The 20,718-nt window shown below is 38.5% G+C and carries 22 protein-coding genes and 1 riboswitch; of the genes, 11 read left to right on the top strand and 11 right to left on the bottom strand.

Features of this window, described 5'->3' with window-relative positions; all coding sequences use genetic code 11:
* Positions 1–311: 311 nt before the first annotated feature.
* Entirely contained in the window at positions 312–1,187 is an 876-nt protein-coding gene (locus ACFX4W_RS27255; RefSeq protein ID WP_013082167.1) for an aldose 1-epimerase family protein, read from the bottom strand.
* A gap of 141 nt (positions 1,188–1,328) precedes the next feature.
* Between ACFX4W_RS27255 and ACFX4W_RS27250 the strand changes: the two genes are divergently transcribed.
* Positions 1,329–1,775 carry a YndM family protein gene (locus ACFX4W_RS27250; RefSeq protein WP_016763336.1) on the top strand — a complete coding sequence of 149 codons (447 nt, stop codon included), beginning with the start codon at positions 1,329–1,331 and terminating at the stop codon, positions 1,773–1,775.
* Between the two features lie 36 nt (positions 1,776–1,811).
* On the opposite strand, the gene lepB is transcribed toward ACFX4W_RS27250, so the two are convergent.
* The 3 genes from lepB to ACFX4W_RS27235 form a co-directional block, all read right to left on the bottom strand.
* Positions 1,812–2,363, bottom strand: coding sequence for a signal peptidase I (lepB, locus tag ACFX4W_RS27245; RefSeq protein WP_043979738.1), 552 nt, complete (start codon positions 2,361–2,363; stop codon positions 1,812–1,814).
* Between the two features lie 190 nt (positions 2,364–2,553).
* Positions 2,554–2,889 carry a LapA family protein gene (locus ACFX4W_RS27240; RefSeq protein ID WP_014461129.1) on the bottom strand — a complete coding sequence of 112 codons (336 nt, stop codon included), beginning with the start codon at positions 2,887–2,889 and terminating at the stop codon, positions 2,554–2,556.
* A 392-nt stretch (positions 2,890–3,281) separates the two neighbouring features.
* Complete coding sequence (locus tag ACFX4W_RS27235) at positions 3,282–3,620, bottom strand: YmaF family protein (protein ID WP_013055902.1); 339 nt, start codon at positions 3,618–3,620, stop codon at positions 3,282–3,284.
* Between the two features lie 253 nt (positions 3,621–3,873).
* Between ACFX4W_RS27235 and ACFX4W_RS27230 the strand changes: the two genes are divergently transcribed.
* Positions 3,874–4,281, top strand: coding sequence for a DUF1259 domain-containing protein (locus tag ACFX4W_RS27230; protein ID WP_025749486.1), 408 nt, complete (start codon positions 3,874–3,876; stop codon positions 4,279–4,281).
* Positions 4,282–4,493: 212 nt separating this feature from the next.
* Here ACFX4W_RS27230 and ACFX4W_RS27225 read toward each other — a convergent pair whose 3' ends face one another.
* Positions 4,494–5,246 (bottom strand): M48 family metallopeptidase, encoded by a 753-nt coding sequence (locus ACFX4W_RS27225; RefSeq protein ID WP_043979736.1) that lies wholly within the window; start codon positions 5,244–5,246, stop codon positions 4,494–4,496.
* Between the two features lie 261 nt (positions 5,247–5,507).
* On the opposite strand from ACFX4W_RS27225, the gene ACFX4W_RS27220 reads away from it, so the two are divergent.
* The 5 genes from ACFX4W_RS27220 (at position 5,508) to ACFX4W_RS27200 (ending at position 11,547) form a co-directional block, all read left to right on the top strand.
* Positions 5,508–6,752 (top strand): methyl-accepting chemotaxis protein, encoded by a 1,245-nt coding sequence (locus ACFX4W_RS27220; RefSeq protein WP_280559237.1) that lies wholly within the window; start codon positions 5,508–5,510, stop codon positions 6,750–6,752.
* 528 nt (positions 6,753–7,280) lie between these two features.
* Positions 7,281–7,787, top strand: coding sequence for a GNAT family N-acetyltransferase (locus tag ACFX4W_RS27215; protein ID WP_162213822.1), 507 nt, complete (start codon positions 7,281–7,283; stop codon positions 7,785–7,787).
* A gap of 47 nt (positions 7,788–7,834) precedes the next feature.
* Positions 7,835–8,989 (top strand): M20 peptidase aminoacylase family protein, encoded by a 1,155-nt coding sequence (locus ACFX4W_RS27210; RefSeq protein ID WP_280559238.1) that lies wholly within the window; start codon positions 7,835–7,837, stop codon positions 8,987–8,989.
* A gap of 62 nt (positions 8,990–9,051) precedes the next feature.
* Positions 9,052–9,153, top strand: a riboswitch (SAM riboswitch).
* 68 nt (positions 9,154–9,221) lie between these two features.
* Positions 9,222–9,464 (top strand): hypothetical protein, encoded by a 243-nt coding sequence (locus ACFX4W_RS27205; RefSeq protein WP_013082177.1) that lies wholly within the window; start codon positions 9,222–9,224, stop codon positions 9,462–9,464.
* Between the two features lie 469 nt (positions 9,465–9,933).
* Complete coding sequence (locus ACFX4W_RS27200; RefSeq protein WP_280559239.1) at positions 9,934–11,547, top strand: M20/M25/M40 family metallo-hydrolase; 1,614 nt, start codon at positions 9,934–9,936, stop codon at positions 11,545–11,547.
* Between the two features lie 18 nt (positions 11,548–11,565).
* Here the strand turns inward: ACFX4W_RS27200 and ACFX4W_RS27195 are convergent, their stop codons facing one another.
* Positions 11,566–12,363 (bottom strand): VOC family protein, encoded by a 798-nt coding sequence (locus ACFX4W_RS27195; protein ID WP_043979727.1) that lies wholly within the window; start codon positions 12,361–12,363, stop codon positions 11,566–11,568.
* A 147-nt stretch (positions 12,364–12,510) separates the two neighbouring features.
* Positions 12,511–12,870: a CotG/ExsB N-terminal domain-containing protein gene (locus tag ACFX4W_RS27190; protein WP_377560344.1), complete on the bottom strand. Its 360-nt coding sequence runs from the start codon at positions 12,868–12,870 to the stop codon at positions 12,511–12,513.
* A gap of 113 nt (positions 12,871–12,983) precedes the next feature.
* On the opposite strand from ACFX4W_RS27190, the gene ACFX4W_RS27185 reads away from it, so the two are divergent.
* The gene (locus ACFX4W_RS27185; protein WP_043979725.1) at positions 12,984–13,430 is read left to right on the top strand and encodes a GNAT family N-acetyltransferase; all 447 of its coding nucleotides are present in this window, start codon (positions 12,984–12,986) and stop codon (positions 13,428–13,430) included.
* 298 nt (positions 13,431–13,728) lie between these two features.
* On the opposite strand, the gene ACFX4W_RS27180 is transcribed toward ACFX4W_RS27185, so the two are convergent.
* The gene (locus tag ACFX4W_RS27180) at positions 13,729–14,898 is read right to left on the bottom strand and encodes an MFS transporter (protein ID WP_013082183.1); all 1,170 of its coding nucleotides are present in this window, start codon (positions 14,896–14,898) and stop codon (positions 13,729–13,731) included.
* Positions 14,899–15,072: 174 nt separating this feature from the next.
* Here ACFX4W_RS27180 and ACFX4W_RS27175 point away from each other — a divergent pair, with 174 nt between their 5' ends.
* Positions 15,073–15,267 (top strand): hypothetical protein, encoded by a 195-nt coding sequence (locus ACFX4W_RS27175; RefSeq protein ID WP_013082184.1) that lies wholly within the window; start codon positions 15,073–15,075, stop codon positions 15,265–15,267.
* Positions 15,268–15,298: 31 nt separating this feature from the next.
* Here ACFX4W_RS27175 and ACFX4W_RS27170 read toward each other — a convergent pair whose 3' ends face one another.
* From ACFX4W_RS27170 to ACFX4W_RS27160, 3 genes are all read right to left on the bottom strand, one after another.
* The gene (locus ACFX4W_RS27170) at positions 15,299–16,600 is read right to left on the bottom strand and encodes an NCS2 family permease (protein ID WP_013055916.1); all 1,302 of its coding nucleotides are present in this window, start codon (positions 16,598–16,600) and stop codon (positions 15,299–15,301) included.
* Positions 16,601–16,819: 219 nt separating this feature from the next.
* On the bottom strand, positions 16,820–17,770 hold the full coding sequence (locus tag ACFX4W_RS27165) for a sensor histidine kinase (protein WP_043979723.1): 951 nt from the start codon (positions 17,768–17,770) through the stop codon (positions 16,820–16,822).
* A gap of 17 nt (positions 17,771–17,787) precedes the next feature.
* Entirely contained in the window at positions 17,788–18,486 is a 699-nt protein-coding gene (locus tag ACFX4W_RS27160) for a LytR/AlgR family response regulator transcription factor (protein ID WP_016763353.1), read from the bottom strand.
* A gap of 175 nt (positions 18,487–18,661) precedes the next feature.
* On the opposite strand from ACFX4W_RS27160, the gene ACFX4W_RS27155 reads away from it, so the two are divergent.
* Both ACFX4W_RS27155 and ACFX4W_RS27150 read left to right on the top strand, forming a co-directional pair.
* On the top strand, positions 18,662–19,399 hold the full coding sequence (locus ACFX4W_RS27155) for an ABC transporter ATP-binding protein (protein ID WP_028407859.1): 738 nt from the start codon (positions 18,662–18,664) through the stop codon (positions 19,397–19,399).
* A 1-nt stretch (position 19,400) separates the two neighbouring features.
* Entirely contained in the window at positions 19,401–20,567 is a 1,167-nt protein-coding gene (locus tag ACFX4W_RS27150; RefSeq protein ID WP_280559246.1) for an ABC transporter permease, read from the top strand.
* Positions 20,568–20,718: the final 151 nt, after the last annotated feature.

Genomic DNA, 20,718 nt, shown 5'->3' with positions numbered 1-20,718 from the left:
CAAAAGTAGTTTAGTTGAAGAAAGCTCCGAACGAGTAATCGTTCGGAGCTTTTTATTGTTATGGTGAACGCAGGCTTAATCTATTTAACTGCTTCTAGCTGTTGATTGGAGGGCAAGGAGAAGACTCCTGCGGGAAAAGCGGAATAGGTGAGACCCCGCAGAGCGTAAGCGACGAGGAGGCTCAACAGCCGCCCGCGGAAAGCGAAGTCTTGCACGGAAATCAACAGCGGTGTAACAAGCAGTCCAGCTCATGTATCCCATTTGTTCGTCTTAAGATTGGATTGATTTTGTTATGTTATGTGTTTGTTGCATCAACTAAAGGAAACAGAGAATTCTGTTTGAAATACACCGTCTTTTGATAAACGGTTGATGCCTAATTTTTCTTTGAAATTTCCGTTGTGATCATGCGTATCTGCAATTCCAAACCAAGGTTCGATACAGAGAAAAGGAGCGATTGTATGATTTTCTGCATCATACTTTGACCAAATACCGACATACGGGAAATCATTAAACTGAACGTTAATTTGATTTTCATTAACCGGCGATTTAATCGTAATTCCGTCAATATGACTAAAAATTAGCGCATCATTTGCAAATAAATCTGCGCTTAGCGGCAGCTGATGCAAATTTTCTGCAGCTCCTTTTTCATGAATAAGAGCGTCTTTTAATATAAATTCCTTCGGCGTAGTTTCAGAAGGCTCTATTTCTAAAAAGTAATCAGAAATCTGCTCGTTTTCACGTAACGGAATACGAAAAGCAGGGTGGGCTCCAATTGAAAAATACATATCGTCTTTATCTTCGTTCACTACTTTCCACTGAAAAGTTAATCGGTTATTTTCCAGACGGTAGCTGATTTCAACTGAACATTCAAACGGATATACGTCTTTAAAGCGGCCGTTTGTAGCAAATTGCAGCCGTGCCGTTTCGTTTGTTTGTTCGATCACGCTGAAAGCAGAATCACGTAAAAAACCGTGCTGTGGCAAAGAGTATTCGCGCTGATCAACGGTATACTGATCATTTTTTAATCTGCCTACGATTGGAAACAATACGGGGGATACTCGTCCCCAATAAGCGGGGTCTCCGCTCCACATGAACTGCAGGTCTTTTTCTTTATGAAATACTTCTACAACTTCCGCTCCTTTTTCTTGAATACTTACTTTCATTTTGCTATTTTCTAGTACAATCATTACAACATCTCCCAAATCATTCTTGTACACTCGAGCAGCCTCAAGCGTACTGGCTTTGCCTATATTATACCCTTCTTGGCAAAAAAGGTATTAATTTCCCTATTTTTGTTCAAATTAATATAGAAAAAGGAGGGTTCAAATATGAATCATGCAACATTATTGCTCATTAAATTTGCAGCGGCACTTATTGCGTTTGGTATAGGCCTTGATTTGTTTTTTGATGCAACCATCGGAGACATTATTTCCTTTAGCTTGCTAACGACAGTTGTGACATATTTAGTAGTGGATCGAATTGTACTGCCTCGAGTGGGCAACCGTGATGCCATTATTGTTGAATTTGTTCTAACCTATATGAGCGTATGGATTTTTGGAACATTGTTATTAGACAGCTACGTTCAAATTGCTTGGGGAAGTATTATTTCTGCAGCTATTATTACATTTGCCGAGGTTTTTGTTCACCGCTACTTATTCAACCATATTGAAACGAAACATACGGCAAGAACGCGTCCCGCTTTTAAGCGAAAACTAGCGTATGACACAGAATTTGCAGAAGAACAGCATGTAGAAAACAAGGAAAATCCAAAATAAAAAGAAAGCTCACTTTTGAGCTTTCTTTTTTATGTGTTAATGCATAAGAGTCATTTCCTTTAAAGGCCAGTATTTCATATTGACTTCTCCCATGATCGAAGAAATCGGAGTGAGGCCGAAATGTCTGCCATCTCGGCTAATGCGTCTGTTGTCACCTAGCACTAATACGTATCCATCGGGTATCGTGCCGTCTTGAGACAGTTCGTACGTGGAAAAATTTTCAGTAAATCGCTCGTAAGCGGGCACTTTGGATAAATATTTATGAAGATGCGGTTCTTTTTTGACTTTGTTATTTATATACAGAACATCATCTTTGTATTCGACCGTTTCTCCTGGTAAGCCGACGATGCGCTTTACTAGAAAATCACTGCTATAGGGAGCTTGCAAAACGACAATGTCAAAGCGCCCCAGCTTGCTGTGTTTGTTAATAATAATTCGATTGCCTTCGTGCAAAATAGGCTTCATAGAATCGCCTTTTACAGTGTAGGGCTGAAACCAATAGTGCTGAACGACAACAGAAAGCAAAACGGTGCCGAGGATGACGCTTATGTATGTAAGAATTTCACGCTTTATTTTTTTATTGACCATAATGGATGAACACCTTCTTAACGGTAAGACTGTCAATTTAAGTTTTTCATAGAGATATAACAGTGTTGATTGTACCATTCAGAACTAAAGTTTTCCATATCTATCTGTTTATGCGTGTATGCCAAAAATATGCATGAGGGAACAAAAAATGAAAAGAGCCGTTATTCTAGGGAATAACGGCTCTTCTTTATTATAACTGAGCGCGCTCAGTTCGAGTAGCTGGTTGATTTGGTTCTTCTTCCACAACAGGCTCAACAGGCTTATGCTGCTTGATTTCTTCTTCCAGCTCAGCAATTCGCTTGTTTTTCTGTTTCACTTGTCCCCTTAGTTGAACAATTTTTACAAAGCTCAATGAAGCAGCAACAACTCCTCCAAACACGGCCGTTGTTAAGATAATTAAAATAAGAGGCCATTTTTGTGAACCAAATACATAGTTAAATTGTACAGGATCGTTGTTAATTACAGCTAAAACAGCAATGATAAGAGCAAATATAAGTCCTAAAATAAAAAAGCTCTGTCCTTTCATAAGCTGCACTTCCTTTCTTTACATGGTCATTACAACTTTTATAGCGTAACCACTCATCTTAAGTGTTTGTTATCTTGCTTATAGGTATACGTATCCACATTTAAACAAAATCAAACATTTTCTTGATTATATATATCTTTCTTTTAAAACACAATATATCGATTGGTGTAGAAACTTTGACATGTCCAAAGACCTGGTATGTCGAACTTTTGGAATAAAGAGCTCGCGTATCCTTTTTTGCTTAAGCAGAGGGAGAGACTGGCATTTAACTCATATATGCACAAAGAGACCTTTATCTATTAAAGGTCTCACTGTTAATAAAGGGGTATAAACACAAGATGAAAATCAGTCCAGAAGCTGAGACTTTGGCTTAATTGCATTAAACTATTTCATTATCTATCGCCTGGAGCAGGATGGTCTACACCTTTGACATGATGCCGATGCTGGTTGTCTTCGCTGGTATAAAAGTCATAATAGTGAACATGCATACCGTTGCCAATGGGAATAGCGGGACCAGAGTAGGCTTTGTAATGATGTGTATGTCCGTCTTCAAAAACAACATAGCCTTCTGTATAGTGAATGTGGCTTCCATCCTCGCTTTGAATTGGAGGAGACGTTACATCGAGGCACTGATGGACATGTCCTGACGCAACAGAAGTGTAGTCCACTGAGCCATGATTATGATGAGGAACAAACCCCGAAATAAAATCATCTTTGCCTATTTTTTTCATTTTACTTCCCCCTATAAATTCAATTTTAAAAAACTGTTTAAGTAAATTTTTTAAATGGACATCTAAATTTCTCTGTTTAGTTAAATTCAAAAATACATGCTATTGATATGAACAAAGAAAAATAAATATGACTTTTGATAATCAGGATTTATAAAATGGGTAGTTTTCCTGTGTGTTTGCCGTTTCTACTTGATAACTTTCACATATATTTATTAAGGTAGGACAAGTTATTACAAGAGAGGAAGTCAGCATAATGAGTTGGGAAAATAAAAAGAGTCTATGTCAGGAGTTTGCGAGAATTCTAGGTGGACAAGGCAGTTTAGATGAAAATGGCGTTTGTTTGGTACAAAAATTTCGGACGATTCGTTTTAAAATTTTAGGGCGTCCAACACGCTCTCCGTTAGTTACTCCTCAATTTTTTACTTTTGAAGATTTAGATAGCAAGGGAAGAGCGCTAAATCTAGGTGAAACCGTGCTTTTGCAAGAAGAGGTAAATCCATTATTAACGGAGCTTAGAAAAAGAGATATTAAGGTTACGGCCGTTCACAACCATTGGCTATTTGAAGAGCCGAGAGCAATGTATATGCATTTTGAATCCGTAGAACCACCGTTAGATTTTGCACGAAAAGTAAGAGAAGCGTTTAAAGTATTAAAAGGATAGAAAGCAGTTTTTTATAGAATCAGTTTATTCTTACTTACTGCTTTTAAAATTAGATTAATAAAACTTTAAACATGTATATTATATATTGGTTTATAAACTGCGCTTGAATGAACCTATCAGGTTAACTAATTTTTGAGCAGTGAGATTATTCGGGTACTTCTATCCAAATAAAAAAAGCACGCGTTCGCCGCGTGCTTTTTTTATGTATAAACTTAAAATGCGTTTAGGGTGTTATCGCTTAACCACTGTTTGCGTTCAGCTGCATCTTCGAATAACTCATCTGCATTTGTAAATTGAGAAGCAATGACATATTCAATTGTTGCAAGAGGAGCTGTTAGCAAACGCCAGTTTAATACGATTGTATTATCTTGAGTCGTAGCGTATTCTTCACCTAACTCGTCCCACTTAACAGATTCAGGAGCATTGTCTGCAGTTTTTTTAACAGATTTCAAAGCTTCTTGGAATTTTTCACCTGCGCGGCCTTGGTACCATTCTGTTAACAGTTGTCCAATACCTTCATTTGTTTGCTGCTCGTTCCAGCTTTCAGGTACTGTAGCAATGAATTTTGCACGGAATGTCATTTCAGCCTTTGCTACATCTCCACGAACGATGTTTAAGCGGTATTGACGTCCTAGGTAAGGGAATTTGTCTCCCTCTTCAAAAGAACCAGTTTTAGCTGCAGAAGCTGCTGCTTTAGGAGCCTCTTTTTTAGCTGTTTCTTTTTTTACTGCTTCTTTCTTTGGAGCAGCTGGCTTTTCCTCAGCTGGCTGTGAACCGTTTAGTTGTTTTAAAATCCATGTTGCTTTGCGTGCGATGATTGAACGCACATTGTTTTCATTAAGACCTCTTGGGATAATAACTTTTACCCCTTCTTTGTCACAAATTTGCACCGTGATATCGGTTCTATTTGGAACGACTTCAATTTTGTAGTCAATTGTTTGATTGCCTGTTTGATACGTATACATAAAATTTTTCGTACTCCTTTCTACAAATCTTCATTTTATAAGCAAAGGTAGAGTTTGGTCAAATGAAAGAATAATCAGACAGTTATCAACTGCTGTTGCAGCGCCTTACAGAATGAAATGTATTCCAATATTTAGTGGAAAAGCGCCAATAATAATTGTTTCAATTCTTCTTTAGTTTTTACAAAAAAATATAAAAATATGCCGATACTACTAATATAGATTAGACATTCTATGTCTTTAGATTGTATAGGGGATGAAAAAATGAAAAAAGCTTTTCAAAGTTTACGCATGAAAATGCTATGTATGATTGCAGCCATGATGACCATAACATCTACTGTAATTGAAGTAACAAATTATTATCTTATTGTGAAACAAGAGCAAGCAGCTTCGATTACGCTAGTGATTACATTTCTGTTTGTTTCTTTTACAACTACCGTGTTCTATTTTATCATACGTCGCTACATAATTGCGGTTGAAAATTTGTCAAAAACAATGAAAGGGATTTCAAACGGTGATTTATCTGTAGATCTTGCTCCTTTGAAAGGGAAAAATGAGATTAGTACACTCATATCTTCATTTAATGAAATGATGATTCACATGAGAATGCTGCGTCAGAAAATAAGTAAAACAAAGAGCACGGTCAGTCATTCCTCAGAGCAACTGTTTGCAAGCATGGAGGAAACAAAAACAGCTGTGACAGAAGTTACGATGTCGATTCAAGAAATTGCTGCGGGTTCTGATAAGCAGTTGCTAAATGTGGTTGAAACCGAGCAAGCTATGGTGGATATGGCCAAGCTCCTTCAGAAAATGACTGATCATTCTTCAAGGGTACAGCAATCGATGAACAGAGCCTCTGAACATGCTTCCACTGGAAATGTTTCGGTGAAAGAGGTGACGAACCAAATGAATAAAATCTATGAATCAGTTAAGATATCCACTAGTGAAGTAAAGGGACTCGAAGATCGTTCTACAGAGATTGGACGAATTATTGACACGATTACAAGAATTGCTGAACAAACAAATCTTCTTGCACTTAATGCTGCTATTGAAGCTGCAAGAGCTGGGGAACATGGAAAAGGCTTTGCTGTAGTAGCAGGAGAAGTACGTAAGCTAGCGGAAGAATCTAAAACGTCCGCTATACAAATCAGTCATCTGTTAAAAGAAATTGAAGCGCAGGCAAAGCAGGCTTATCAAAACATGGAAGTCAATACAGAAGAAGTCACACTTGGTATTGCCACTGTCGAAGATGTAAATGAACAATTTTCCACAATCATGGAAGATGTTTTTGCTGCTCAAGAACAAATGAACAAAATGACAAAGGCAACAGGAGAGATTGATGGGTATTCGTTCAAGGTAATGGAGTCTGTCATGGGCCTTTCAGAGGTTGCTAAACAAGCAGCTGCTTATGCTGAAGAAGTAGCTGCGGCTTCACAGGAGGAGTTAGCATCTATAGAAGAACTTGTGGTGTTGGCAGCTACTTTAAAAGCTACGGTAAGTGAATCCTGAAGTTGATCTTGGTATATACGTAATGAGGCTGTGAAAAAAGTATTTTCGTTGCAGGAAGATCCGAACGATGAATGGAGATTCTTGATAGAGAATCCAACTTCGTTTAGATCTTTTCATGGTTATGTTGGACGTAGGTTTCATGTATGTAGGTGCTTCTAGCTACTGGTTGGAGGGCAAGATGAAGACTTCTGGGGGAAAAGGGGAAGAGGTGAGCCACCCAGGAGCATAAGTGACGAGGAGGCTTAGCTGCCGCCTGCGGAAAGCGAAGGTTTGCACGAAAATCGACAGCGGTGTAACAAACAGTCCAGCTCATGTATCCCATTTCTTCGTCTTCAGCTTGGAGTGATTTAGTTATGTCTCAATCTCTTTTGTTTTATTTATACCCTTTATAGAAAACGATAAATAGAATTGACACGTTATAAAAGCAGTTGTATAGTGAGTACGCAAGGCGGCAGTCTGTCTTTTTTAATTCTTAGTAAACTTATAAGTTAAATAAAATATTTAAGCACTACATAAGGAGGCGAAGAGATGAAAAATGAATTCCGTTTGGCAACAAATGACGACGCAGATAACTTATTGAACTTAACTCTACAAGCATATAAGCCTATTCGAGAGCTAGGCATTCCTTTCTTAGCAGCTACTGCTGATCTTGCCCTCGTTAAGAAAAATATTTCTCAAAACCTTTGCTATGTATATGAAGAAGATAAAAGAATCGCTGCAACTGTGTCTATACGAATGCCTTGGGGAGAACATCCAGGTCCGTTTGCTGTTCCGCATCTTTGGTGGTTTGCAGTAGACCCGTCGTTTGCCAGGAAAGGCGTTGGATCTAAGCTGCTGCATCTAGTAGAGGAAGAGATAATAAAAAATATGTTTAAATCACCAGGTGTGTCTTTAGGAACAGCAAAAGAACATCCTTGGTTAGTTGAGATGTATGAACGAAAAGGATATGTTCAAGCTAAAGAAAAGCGCCTTGCAGAAGGTTATACGACCGTATTTCTTTATAAAAAATTCAATAAGGTACACTCTTTGTCGTAAAAGATAGAGAAGTGATCCAAATTAAGAAATGTGAAAGAGTGATAAATATGACAGATCAATTACTACTAAATGAGTTAATAGACATACGCCGTGAGCTGCACCGGTTTCCAGAGCTTTCAATGAAAGAATATGAAACAACTAAACGTATTAAAAAGTGGTTAAAGCACTATGATATTTCTATAGCGGATGCATTCCAATTAGACGTAGGGACAGTAGCAGAAATTGTAGGAGGAAAGCCGGGACCTACTATCGCTATTCGAGCTGATATTGATGCGCTGCCAATTGAAGAAAAAACCAATCTGCCATTTGCTTCTGAAGTGAACGGTGTTATGCACGCGTGCGGCCATGATTTTCATACGGCTTCTATAATCGGAGCAGCTATCCTTCTTAAAGAGCGTCAGCACGAGCTTTGGGGTACGATTCGATTTATCTTTCAGCCAGCCGAAGAAACGGCTTCAGGGGCAAAAATGCTAGTTGAAAAAGGTGTGCTCGAAGGAGTGGAAGCGATATTTGGGATGCATAACAAACCGGATCTTCCTGTAGGAACCATTGGTATCAAACCGGGACCTTTAATGGCAAGCGTTGATCGTTTTGAAATTGACGTCAAAGGAGTAGGAGGTCACGCGGGTATTCCTGAAAAAACAATAGATCCGATTGCTGCTGCTGGTCAAATTGTTACTAGTTTACAAACCATTGTCAGCCGTAATCTCAGCCCCTTTCAAAATGTTGTTGTCAGCATAACTCAAATCCACGGAGGGAGCTCGTGGAACGTCATTCCTGACAAAGTAACGCTTGAAGGAACGGTGCGTACCTTTCAAGAAGAAGCGAGAGAAAAAATACCGGCTCTTATGAAACGAACTGCTGAAGGGATTGGCGCAGCTTTCGGGGCTTCAGTAGACGTTAAATGGTATCCATATCTTCCTGTAGTCAACAATGATGATAAGCTGGAAAAACTGGCTATTAAAGCGGCAGAGGATCTTAGTTATCAAGTCGTAGAAGCTGAACAATCGCCTGGAGGAGAAGATTTTGCCGTATATCAGCAGCATGTACCAGGATTTTTTGTATGGATGGGTACAGCTGGAGCATATGAATGGCACCATCCTTCTTTTTCATTAAATGAAGAGGCATTACTTGTAGCAGCTTCTTATTTTGCTAATCTAAGCTTTCGTTTTTTGAATTCATTCCATTACCGAAAAAATTAAAATATTTTTATTTTTCTATTTACGCGGATGGAATTGTTTGATAAAATAAATTTTAAATTAAAAAGTTATCACGAGTGGACGAGAGATCTGGCTCTTTGACTCCACAGCAACCTACGAATGTAAGGTGCTCCTACCAGCAAAGCATGTGCTTTGGGTGATAAAACGGGTGAAAAACTCATTTTGCATCAAAGCAAAATGAGTTTTTTTTATTTTTCTAAAAGGAGAGGGTTTTATGAGTCATACAGCAGTTGCAGCACATACAGGAGAGAAAGCATTAAAGGAAGCAGTGAAATTATTAGGAAAGCATTATCAAGTAGCTTATCGTGAGTTAGAAACATTTTATGAAATTGTGGTCGAAAACCATGTTCGTACATATGCTGTAGGCATAGATATTAAAGATATACAAAAAGCAAATGAACTAGAAATTTATTCATCATGCTGTTCCAAGCTTGAGCGAGTAGGCTGTCTTTTATAGAAGAAGTCTGCTCGCGCCTCTATTTTTTAAGTGTTTTTAAATAGAAAGCATGGTTTTTGACAAGCAAAGAATCTGGTGGGTATAATCAATACTCGCTAGGTTTTAAAATTAATCATAAATTGTCGAAATTTTTACACAAATTAAAGGTTACATTCGAAATGAATTGTGGTATGTTATAAAACAAGAATATTTTATGAAAGGAGCATTGAAATGGAAATGTCTCTTGAACACGGAAACGATGCAGGAAGCGAACAGCTTATTGATCGTATCCTAGACTTTTTAGAAGATGACCAAAAGTAAAAAAAGAGTGTGCGGTGCTATCCCTAGCCGCGCACTCTTTTTTTATCATGTGCGTAAAGACAGCGCCATACTATGATACATAGGGATAGGATGAAAGGGTCTCTGTCAAAGGGATTGACGAATGGTTTTGTTTGATAGAAAATTTAGAAAAAGGAAAGAGATGAAGGGTATGTCGAACAAAACATCTTTGTATCAAACAAAAGAACAGTTAAAAAAACTTGTAAGCGAATTGGTTTCTATACCTAGCGTGACAGGAACGATGGCAGAAGTGGAAATGGCTGAATCGATAGCATCATATTTATTGAAGCTGCCTTACTTTCAAAAAAATGAGCAAGTCGAGCTTCATTCAACAGGAGACGGGCGATCGATTGTTACAGCTTTTGTTCAAGGGAAAAATACGAACAAAACAGTTGTACTAGTAAGTCATTACGATGTAGTGGATGTACAAGATTATGGACAGTGGAAAAAGGATGCTTTTCACGCTGATACATTAACACGTACTTTTTATAACCATATGGAACAAGTTCCGGCGCACGTACAAAAAGATATGATAAAAGGAGACTGGCTTTTTGGCCGAGGAACGATGGACATGAAAGCAGGCATTGCCCTGCATATCAGTATGGTTGAACGAGCATGCAACGGAGAGTTTGACGGAAACATCCTGCTGCTGTCGGTACCGGATGAAGAAGTAAATTCGCTTGGGATGAGAAAAGCAGTGCCTGTTCTTTTAGAACTTGCCCGCAAACATCAGCTGGATTTTTCTCTCATGCTAAATGCAGAACCGGTGTTCAGCCGCTATCCTGGAGATCAAACGAACTATGTGTACTCAGGATCGATTGGAAAAATCATGCCAAGCTTTTTGTGTTATGGAAAAGAAACTCATGTAGGGGAACCGCTAGCTGGTTTAAATGCTAATTTACTAGCTTCTTATTTAACAAAAGAAATAGAATTAAACGTTGATTTTTGCGAAAAAGTAAGAGATGAAACGAGTCCACCTCCTACGGTGCTGATACAAAAAGATTTAAAAGAAGAGTATTCAGTTCAAATTCCGCACTCTGCCGTTGTATTATTTAATTTATTTATGTTAAACCGCTCTCTTAAAGAAGTAACAGATCTGCTGTTGAAATCGGCTGAAAAAGCAGCTTTGAATGTAAAAAAACATTATAATAAAGCCGCTAGGCAGTACGCTGAGGGAATGGAGGGTTCATCTCTTGACGTGAACGTATGGACGTATGAAGAACTTTATACTCATGCAGTCAAACAGCACGGAGAAAAATATGTGCACGAAATGGAAGCAGCACTTTTGGCACAAGAGGAGGATGACAGAAATAAAACCATTAAATTAGTAAACTCTTTAGCTGGTTTATGTAAAGAAGCAGCTCCGATGATGGTCTTATTTTTTACGCCGCCTTTTTATCCGGCCGTTTGTTCACATGATGATCCGTTTGTACAAGAGATTTTGTCAAACGTACGGGCAACTGCCAAAGAGCAATTCCAATTGGAGCTAGTTGAACAAAGTTATTTTGGCGGAATTTCGGATTTAAGCTATGCCAGCCTGCAGCATCCGCTTCATACATTTAACACGTTAGTAGCCAATATGCCCCTATGGAATAAAGGGTATCATATCCCGCTAGAAGAGCTAGAGGAGCTGAAGATGCCGGTGCTGAACATTGGACCGCTGGGAAGAGATGCGCATCAATGGACCGAAAGATTAGACGTTCAGTATTCCTTTGAAATTTTGCCTCATTTCATTTATCAAGCTATAAAAGAAGCACACAAATAAACATCCGTCCGCTGATGTTTATTTGTTGAATTTAAAAGAAGCTCCTTGTACGGTAATTTGTTGCGGTGTTAGAGCGTGATCCAATTCAACCAAAAATGGACGTTCTCCAACTTTTTTTAATGTATCATGGACAACACCTTGTGTTCCGCTGCAAAAAATAAGGTTTCCTCCATTGACATATAGTTTTTGACAACGTGCATCAAGTAAAGAGTCTTTGTAGCTTTCGCCAGACTGAACGTCCAGCAGTTTCGTCCACTTGCTGATGGATTCTTCGAGGTTATGTACAGCACAGTAAATATTTTTTAGCTGCAGCTGACCAGCTTGGTGGGAAGAAAGATCCGCTAGCTTTGGCTTGCGTTTTTCTTCTGGTTCACCCCATTCAATAAAAAAAGGAAGAGGCAGGGAATCGTGGTCAGCTTCAATAAAACACATTTTCCATTGAAGTCTTTCTCCATCATTGGTTTGGCGAGAACCCGCTACAGGACCTTTTACAGTGACGTTCTTGCTTTCCAGCTCTTTTATCAGCAAATCCATATCATCTGTACGAAGTGCAAATCGGCCAAAATGACCAAGCGGTGTATGTTCGTTAACAAGCTGCTGAATAAGGTCATTATCTGTAACGTTTTGAGCTAACGCGATATCTCTAAGCCCAAGCCATTCAATATAGCTGAGGTTAAAATAAGCCAAGGTGTTAAAAGTGCCCCATTTTTCATGGATGCCGCCTTTAATGACATTTATTCCGTATTCGTTTAGTTCTTTCTGAGCTTTAATAGGATCAGGTGAAAAATGAACAAGATGATCAAAAGATAAGTGCATGGATAGGCCTCCTTTTAAGAGAGATTCTTTCCCATTATTATACGTTGTTTTCCTTTTCAAGAAGAGTAAAACGAATGATTATGTAAAATAAAAATCTTAAAAAAAGCAAGCCGCGTATGTTTTAAACTCGACTTGCTTTAGATTTATTTAGCGACGACAGCCATGCCCTTTAAAGCAGCAGCCAAATGATTTATTAAACCATGGGTATGAGCAGCAAGGTGAACCGCAGCGACAGCGGCGACGGCTAGAACGACGAGTAGAACGGCGAGTAGAACGACGAGTAGAACGGCGAGTAGAACGACGAGTAGAACGGCGAGTAGAACGGCGAGTAGAACGGCGAGTAGAACGGCGAGTAGTGCGGCGAGTAGTGCGGCGAGTAGTGCGGCGAGTAGAACGACGACGAGAGCGTCTGTGAAGAGCAGTTGGCTCTTGGTACATAAACGTTTCAAGCTCAGTAGAAGCAATCGCTTCTGTTGCTTCTCTAATTCTTTCAGCAGTGATATGCATATAAACACCTCCTGGCTAATTCGGTACATAATACAATATGTACAAGGAAGGCGTTTGGATATAGTGAAAACATGGAATTTGTCTAAATTTGTGAAAGAAATGGAGTGGTTTTCATGCTTCAAATCCTCGAACATCAAAGAGTGGATATTTCTCTTCAAATAGTAGCTGTGCAAGTAGAAGCTTATCAAGAAGAAGCAAGGCTCATTGGTTTTTCAGATATTCCTCAGCTTACAGAAAGCAAAGAAGATATTATGAAAAGCAAGGAAGTGTTTATCGGAGAAATGATTGAAGGTAAGCTAGCAGGAGTGCTGTCGTTTGAAAAAGAAAATGAGCGATTAACGATTTGCCGCCTCGTTGTGCGTCCTCGTTACTTTCGAAAAGGAATCGGAAGCCGTCTTTTAACACATGTACTTCAAAGATATTCTGAATGTGAATGTATGGTGTCTACAGCCGAAAAAAATACACCTGCGATTAAGCTGTACAAAGCGCATCAGTTTTCAATTATAAAACACACTGCAGCTGCTGATAACCTTGTGTTAGTAACGATGAAAAGAGATTGATCCGTCGCTAAATTAATCTAAAGACCAACAAATGAGCTACATGAGCTAGTAGGAATCGACTGTTGATTTCCGTGCAAGACTTCGCTTTCCGCGGGCGGCCGCTGAGCCTTCTCGTCGCTTGCGCTCCTGCCGGGTCTCATCTCTTCCTCTATTCCTCAGTAGTCTCCGTCTTGCTCTCCAATCAACACAGCTAGAATACTCATAACAATAAAAAAATCCGAACGCGCTGGATTCTCCATCAAGAATCTCGATTCACCGTTCGGATCTTCTTTCGACTAAAATAATGTTGTCCCGGCCTCTACGATGAGAGTGTTTGCTCAGAATAATCTAGAGCTGTATGACGCTGAATCAGCAGTAAAGCAGCTAAAGTGACAACAGCTCCGATAATAAAGGGCAGCGTCATATTGAGTTTAAAGGCAAATGCACCAAGCAGAGGACCAAAAATACGCCCTAAGCTATCCATTGAGGCGGTTAGCCCCGAAGCAGAGCCATATCCTACTTTGGTTCTCATTGTAATTAATGAGAGGACACAAGGACGAATAAGGGCATTTCCTGCTGTAAATATGCACAAAAATAAGGTAGCATTAACGGCACTAGAAGATAACAAAATAGACGTAAATCCTATTGCTGAAACCAATAAGCCAATGGCCATCAGCTTTTTTTCATTTCCTTTTTTAAATCGCTGCAGCACACCGCCTTGAATCAGCGCTTGAGTTAAACCGCTCGCCATAAACATCCATCCGATTGTCGTAGGAGTAGCATTAATTTTCGCTATTTGAAAAAATTGAAAAGTAGCTTCTAAACCAGCGAGCGTAAAAGTCGCTAAAAATGAAAGAACATATAAATACTTCATAGCTCCTTGAAAATCTGACGTGAAGTCATGCCATCTCGATGTCTGTACTTTATCAGCAGATTCTTTTCGTAAAGATTCTTTTAACGTAAAGAATGAGAACGCTGTCATAATCAGTGACAAGATACCAGAGATAACGAAGGGAACAAACAAGCCGAAAGATGAAAGGACGCCGCCTAATGCCGGTCCAAAAATAAAGCCTAAGCCAATCGACATTCCTAACAGTCCCATTGCTTTCGTTCGGTTTTCTTCATCTGTACTATCAGAAGCATATGCAAAAGCACAAGGAATAACAGCTCCTGCGAACAAACCTCCGATGATGCGCGACGTATACATTAAAGTCAGAGAGTTTTCTGCCACCGAGAAAAGAAAAAAGCTTGCGCTAAAGCCGAGTAAGCCCCAAAGTAAGATGGGACGCCGGCCTTTTATATCGGAAAGCTTCCCCCAAAAAGGTGCGGTAATAAAAGATGCGATCGAATAGCTAGCCATTAGTATTCCTAAATTGACCGTGCTTGCACCCGTGGCACGAATAACTTCAGGTACGATGGGGATGATCACTCCAAAGCCGACAAATACCATAAAAATAACAAACATTAACGTTCCAAGCTGTTTGTTCATATGCAATTAAGCCCCTTTCTCTGTAGAACATGCCGTGAGTTTAGTATACCAAATACAAAGAAGTTTTTTACGTATATTTGGTAAAAAGCGTTTTATTTACAAATGGATAACTATGTTAATATTTACCTGTTTTGCTGAGGATGATACAATTAAAAGAAAAGGGACGTGAAGCGATTGCCAATATGGATTGTATTTGCTGGGATCATAGGCGGTCTTTTAGGGTTTGGGGCGCTAGTGGATTATATAGCTAAGAAGAGAAGTATCGAATTAGACCCAGAAGAAGGAATAAAGAATGCTTCTGATGCAGAACAAATCTATGTGGAAAATTATCTTTATCAAACAAAAGAAAATAACAATCACTTTCAATAAAAAAAGCTTGGAGACGAATCTCCAAGCTTTTTTAATGCGGTAAAAAGATGAGCTGATAGAGAAATAAAACAGCAAAGACATACACAAGTGGATGGACTTGTTTGCCTTTTCCTTTTACCAGCTTCATTAACGGATAAGAAATGAAGCCTAGCGCAATTCCTGTTGCAATACTTGATGTAAGAGGCATCGCTAGAACAACTAAAAAGGCAGGGAACGCTTCATCAAAGTCATTCCAATTAATTTTAGCTACAGCACCCATCATCAAGCTTCCGACAATAATTAATGCAGGTGAAGTAATAGCTGCTACGCCAGAAACCGAGCTTACAACCGGACTAAAGAACGCTGCAACAATAAATAAAATGGCTACCGTCACACCTGTTAGACCTGTACGTCCGCCTGCTGCTACACCAGATGAAGATTCAACGTAAGCCGTTGTTGGGCTTGTACCAAATAAAGCTCCAATCGTTGTACCAAATGAGTCAGCAAGCAATGCTTGACGTACGCGAGGCATCTTATTACCTTTCATAAGACCGGCCTGTTGAGCTACTCCTACCATTGTACCTGTTGTATCAAAAATTGTAACAAGTAAGAAAGAAAAAACAACTGTGTACAGATCATGATGAATAACATCTCCAAAAGCAGCAAAAGGATTTGAAATCATTAAGCCGTCTGGAAGGTGAGGAGAAGCAAACAAACCTTTATCAAATGAAAGCTGTCCTCTAAAGAAAGCAATTAACCCCGTAATAATCATACCGAAGAATAAAGCGCCGTTTACATTTAGCGTATATAAAATGATTGTAATCGCAAGTCCAATCAGTGTTAAAACTACTTTTTCAGACTGCAAATCACCAAGTCCAATTAAATTTGACTTATTTGCAACAATAATACCGGCTGAACGAAGCCCGATAAAAGCAATAAATAAACCGATACCAGCACTAATCGCGTGCTTTAAATTGTTTGGAATAGCTTCAATTAATTTTTCACGAAACGATGTTAACGATAGGATGATAAAGATAATACCCGCTACGAATACAGCTGAAAAAGCAGTAGCATAGTCGATACTTCCATTTGAACCAACAACTAAAGCAGCAAAGTATGCGTTCATTCCCATACCGGGAGCAATAGCAATTGGGTAGTTAGCTGCAAGAGCCATCCATAGCGTAGCTACCACCGCTGAAATAATAGTAGCTGTAAAAACTTGATCAAAAGGAACGCCGGCGCTGGACAAAATAACTGGGTTCACAATGACGATATAAATCATGGTTAAAAACGTTGTAATACCAGCTAAAATCTCCGTTTTAGCATCCGTGTTATATTCTTTTAACTTAAACATAAGTAACCTCCAAAAATAACGAACATTAAAAGCAACATGATATATAATATTCGTTTTTTACTTGAAATGCAATAGATTTGCATATAAAAAATCAAAAACTAAAAAAGTTACGATAAAAGAGCTAAAACAAGTGTGAAATATTTCTTTTTTTCGGTGCTTTTTATAGTGTGTGCGTATAGAAGAGGCTCATACGAAAAAAAGCCGCTTGGGCTGCAGCGGCTATGTTGTTTGTTTTGAGGCAACGACTATTGGAAATTTTATTTTAATGGAAAGGGTTAAATCGTTATACGTATATTCCAAGCGTCCGTGGTAGTTGGAAACAAGTTCAGAAATAATCCACGTGCCAAGGCCTTCGTGGCGTTCTTTCTTTTCTGTAACATGAAAAGAAGTAAACAAGTGATCTTGACGCTCTCGTGATAAAGGAGCGGTAGAATTGCTGACTTCTAAAATGTAAATGCCGCTTCGGATCATACTCGAAACGGTTATCTCTTTTTTCTCAGAAGAATGAGCGGCTTCTAAAGCATTATGCAGTAAATTCATGATGAGATTCATTTGGTCAAGGTGCTTTAAAGGCAGCTGTGATAACGGTGAATCTAATTGAACATTCATATGTATTCCCCACGTATGTGCTTGATTCTTGCTTTGATGTACAACAGAAGCAACGTGCGAATGTTCACCTTGAATATATGAATGGGTATCATTCAAAGCTTCAACGTAATCTTGAATATACTCTTGTGCCTGCTGTCTTTGATTTGTTTCTAGAAGATAGGATACGGCACTGACATGTTTAATAAAATCATGTCTTTCAGCCCTTAACGCTTGAAAAAGCTCATTGTTTTTTTGAATTTCACGTGAAGCACTGCTTTCCCGGTTGGTTACGAATATGTATTGTTGATAAGAGAAAAACATGTCGGTCATGTAACCAATCATTGCGATAACGGTTAGGGCAATGCTAAAAGGTGAAGATAGGCTAAATAAAAGCAGGAAAAAAGACGTCAGTACGATTGCTTTTTTTATAGTTAGTGAAGGAGCCGTTTGATATTTCTTTCTCCATATAAAAAATGAACCAATTATAAAAGAACTAAGTAGGAGATGTAAACTAACAGGCAGGTCTTTAAAAAAGAGGAGCACGAAAACAGTTAGTAAAACTAGTGTGTAAAATAGTTTCATTTTAGATAGTCCCTCCTTTAAAAGTATTCTTTTTGCAAGATGTCTAAATTTGTTTTCGTGATTAAAGCTGTTTTTTCGGTGCTTTGAAACATCACTGAGTAGGAGTGCTTAGTATACAGGGAGAAATTTTGAATATAGGAAATGTTGATAATAAAAGCTCGATGAGACCTTAGAAAATGACTCGCTGTTAATTCTTTTTCAATTTCGTTTAATGATTGATAGGTACTAAATTCTCCATTTGTCGTTATGATTGTGGTAGAGCGACCTGTTCGTTCTGCAAATATAATATCTTGTTTGTTCAGCACTTGCATTTCGGTTTTTTGTTTTAAAATAAGCTTATCTCTTGTGTCAGTTGATTGTTTTTTTTGATGAAAACGCTGAATGCCTTTTAACAGACGCTCTTTAGAATAAGGCTTCATAATGTAGTCTAAAACGTTGAGTTCAAATGCATGAACGGCAAAGCCGCTGTGCCCAGTGACAAAGATGACTTGAATATCAAGTGCGTAAGCATTGATAAAGTCTGCAAGCTCATAACCTGATAGCTTTGGCATTTCAATATCTGTAATTAATAAATCAATTTCATTTTTTTTAATTTCGTTATAAGCTTCCTCCGCGCTGCTAGTCGAAAAAAGGATGTCTATATCATCTTCTCTTTCTAAAGAAATCCTCAATTTCTCTAAATCATATGAATGATCGTCCACTAATCCTACTTTCATAAATAAAAACCCTCTTTGTTTCGTTCTATTGGATATTACCACACTATTTTACCATGATTTACAAGATGAAAAGGACGTTTCGCGACATAAAAAACCCTCTTTATGACAAGATGGAAGATGCTGTATGAAAAATAAGCTAAGATATAGTCAATCACAGTAAAAGGGGAGAGCGGATATGATTGAAATCAAAGGTGTTACGAAATATTTTAAAGAAAAAAAGCAAACAATTGCAGCTGTTCAAGATATTCATGTAACCATCTCACAAGGAGAAATTGTAGGGCTATTAGGTGAAAATGGTGCGGGGAAAACAACTCTTTTACGTATGCTGTCGACTGTACTTGAACCATCGGAAGGTAATATGTTCATTCACGGAATTAACATTCATAAACAGCCGGATAAAATAAAACAAAGAATTGGCGTGCTTTTTGGCGGTGAAACAGGCTTATACGACCGTTTGACCGCTCGTGAAAACTTAGCTTATTTTGCTAAGTTTTATGGCATGAGCAAACATGAAACAAAGATAAGGATTGAGGAACTGGCCAAACGTTTTGGAATGAAAGACTACTTGGATCGCCGCGTCGGAGGCTTTTCAAAAGGAATGCGTCAAAAAGTAGCCATTGCACGCACTATTCTTCATAACCCGGACGTTATCCTATTTGATGAGCCGACTACAGGATTAGACATTACATCAGCAAACATGTTTCGTGAGCTTATTAAAAGTCTGCAAAGAGAAGGAAAAACGATTATTTTTTCCAGTCACATTATGGAAGAAGTGGAGATGCTGTGTCAGTCTATCATCATGATTCATAAAGGAAAAATGATTTATCAAGGAACAAATGAACAGCTTTATAAAGAAGAAGAAAGCACAGATTTAAACTATATCTTTATGTCGCGTATCGTGAGGGGGGCTTAATATGATTTGGCATATTTATAAAAAAGAGTTAATTGATTGTTTGCGAGATCGAAAGACGATTATCTTTAGTGTGTTGATTCCGATTTTATTAAATGTAGGGATGCTGTTTTTTGTAGATAGAATGATGTCTAGTAATCAACCTGATGGTATGTCCATAGCTGTTGAGAAAGGCTCAGATACAAGTGTAGTGGAATGGTTAAAGAAAGATAGAAACCTTCAAGTTGTGGAAAGCGAAGATCCACTTCAAACAGTGGAAAAAGGCAAAGCATCAGTAGCTTTAAAAGTTGATAAGGAATTTTCTGATAAAATTCTCCATATGCAATCGCCGGACGTAATGATTTATACAAGTCCAGATAGCGTAGAATCTTCACGTACAACAGAGTACGTTACAGCTATATTAAATAAACAGAGGGACGGCATTATAAAAGAACGTTTAACACAATTAAATATTAATGATCAAACGATTCAGCCCTTCTATGTCAAGGAACAAAGCCTTTCAAATAAAGATAATAGTTCATTAATTATGGTGGCAATTTATGCTCCTATGATTATTGCTATAGGGGTGTTAGGTGGTATTGTACCTTCCGCTAATGATATTTTCGCAGGAGAAAAAGAGCGAAAAACGATGGAAGCTCTACTTATGGCTCCTATTAAAAGACTACATTTACTAATAGGGAAGTGGTTTACTATTTCTACATTTGGGGTCTTAAGCGGAGTGCTTTCTACTATTTCATTTGTGCTTTTTGTACGCTACTTTACCGTGACGTTAAATGATGCCTTGAATCTAAATAATCATCTCATTGCTTTTAGCGCTTCATTACTAGTGGCTATCACTTTGTTTGCCTTATTAGCAGGGCTAATTCTTTGTATCTTTAGTCTCTTAGCAAGTTCGGTTAAAGAAGCGCAAAGCTATACATCGCAAATTGTTACAGTAGCGATACTGCCATGCTTTTTACTGATGGGAAAATCCGTAAACGAGCTGCAGTCCAATGTCTTTTTAATTCCTATTTATAACGTATTTGCACTTATGAAACAGCTTCTCTACGGTGTCTATGACATGCAGAGTCTTGCCTATACAATAGGAAGCTTGTCGGTTTGTACAGTTGTTTTATTTGCGGTTGGTTATACGATGTTTACCAAAAGCCGCTGGGTGCTTGGTAAAGGTTAAGAGACTGGACAAAAGTATGTTAGTTGAAGGAAGATTCGAACGAGTAATCGTTCGGATTTTTTTATGGGAATGGTGAACGTAGGTTTCAAGTAGGTAGTTAGCTGCTTCTAGCTGTTGATTGGAGGGAAAGACGGAGACTCCTGCAGGAAAA

Origin of the sequence: Priestia sp. YIM B13489 (genome assembly GCF_042787645.1) — a bacterium.
GTDB classification, from domain to species: domain Bacteria; phylum Bacillota; class Bacilli; order Bacillales; family Bacillaceae_H; genus Priestia; species Priestia megaterium.
This window is presented reverse-complemented; position numbering and strand designations above follow the sequence as displayed.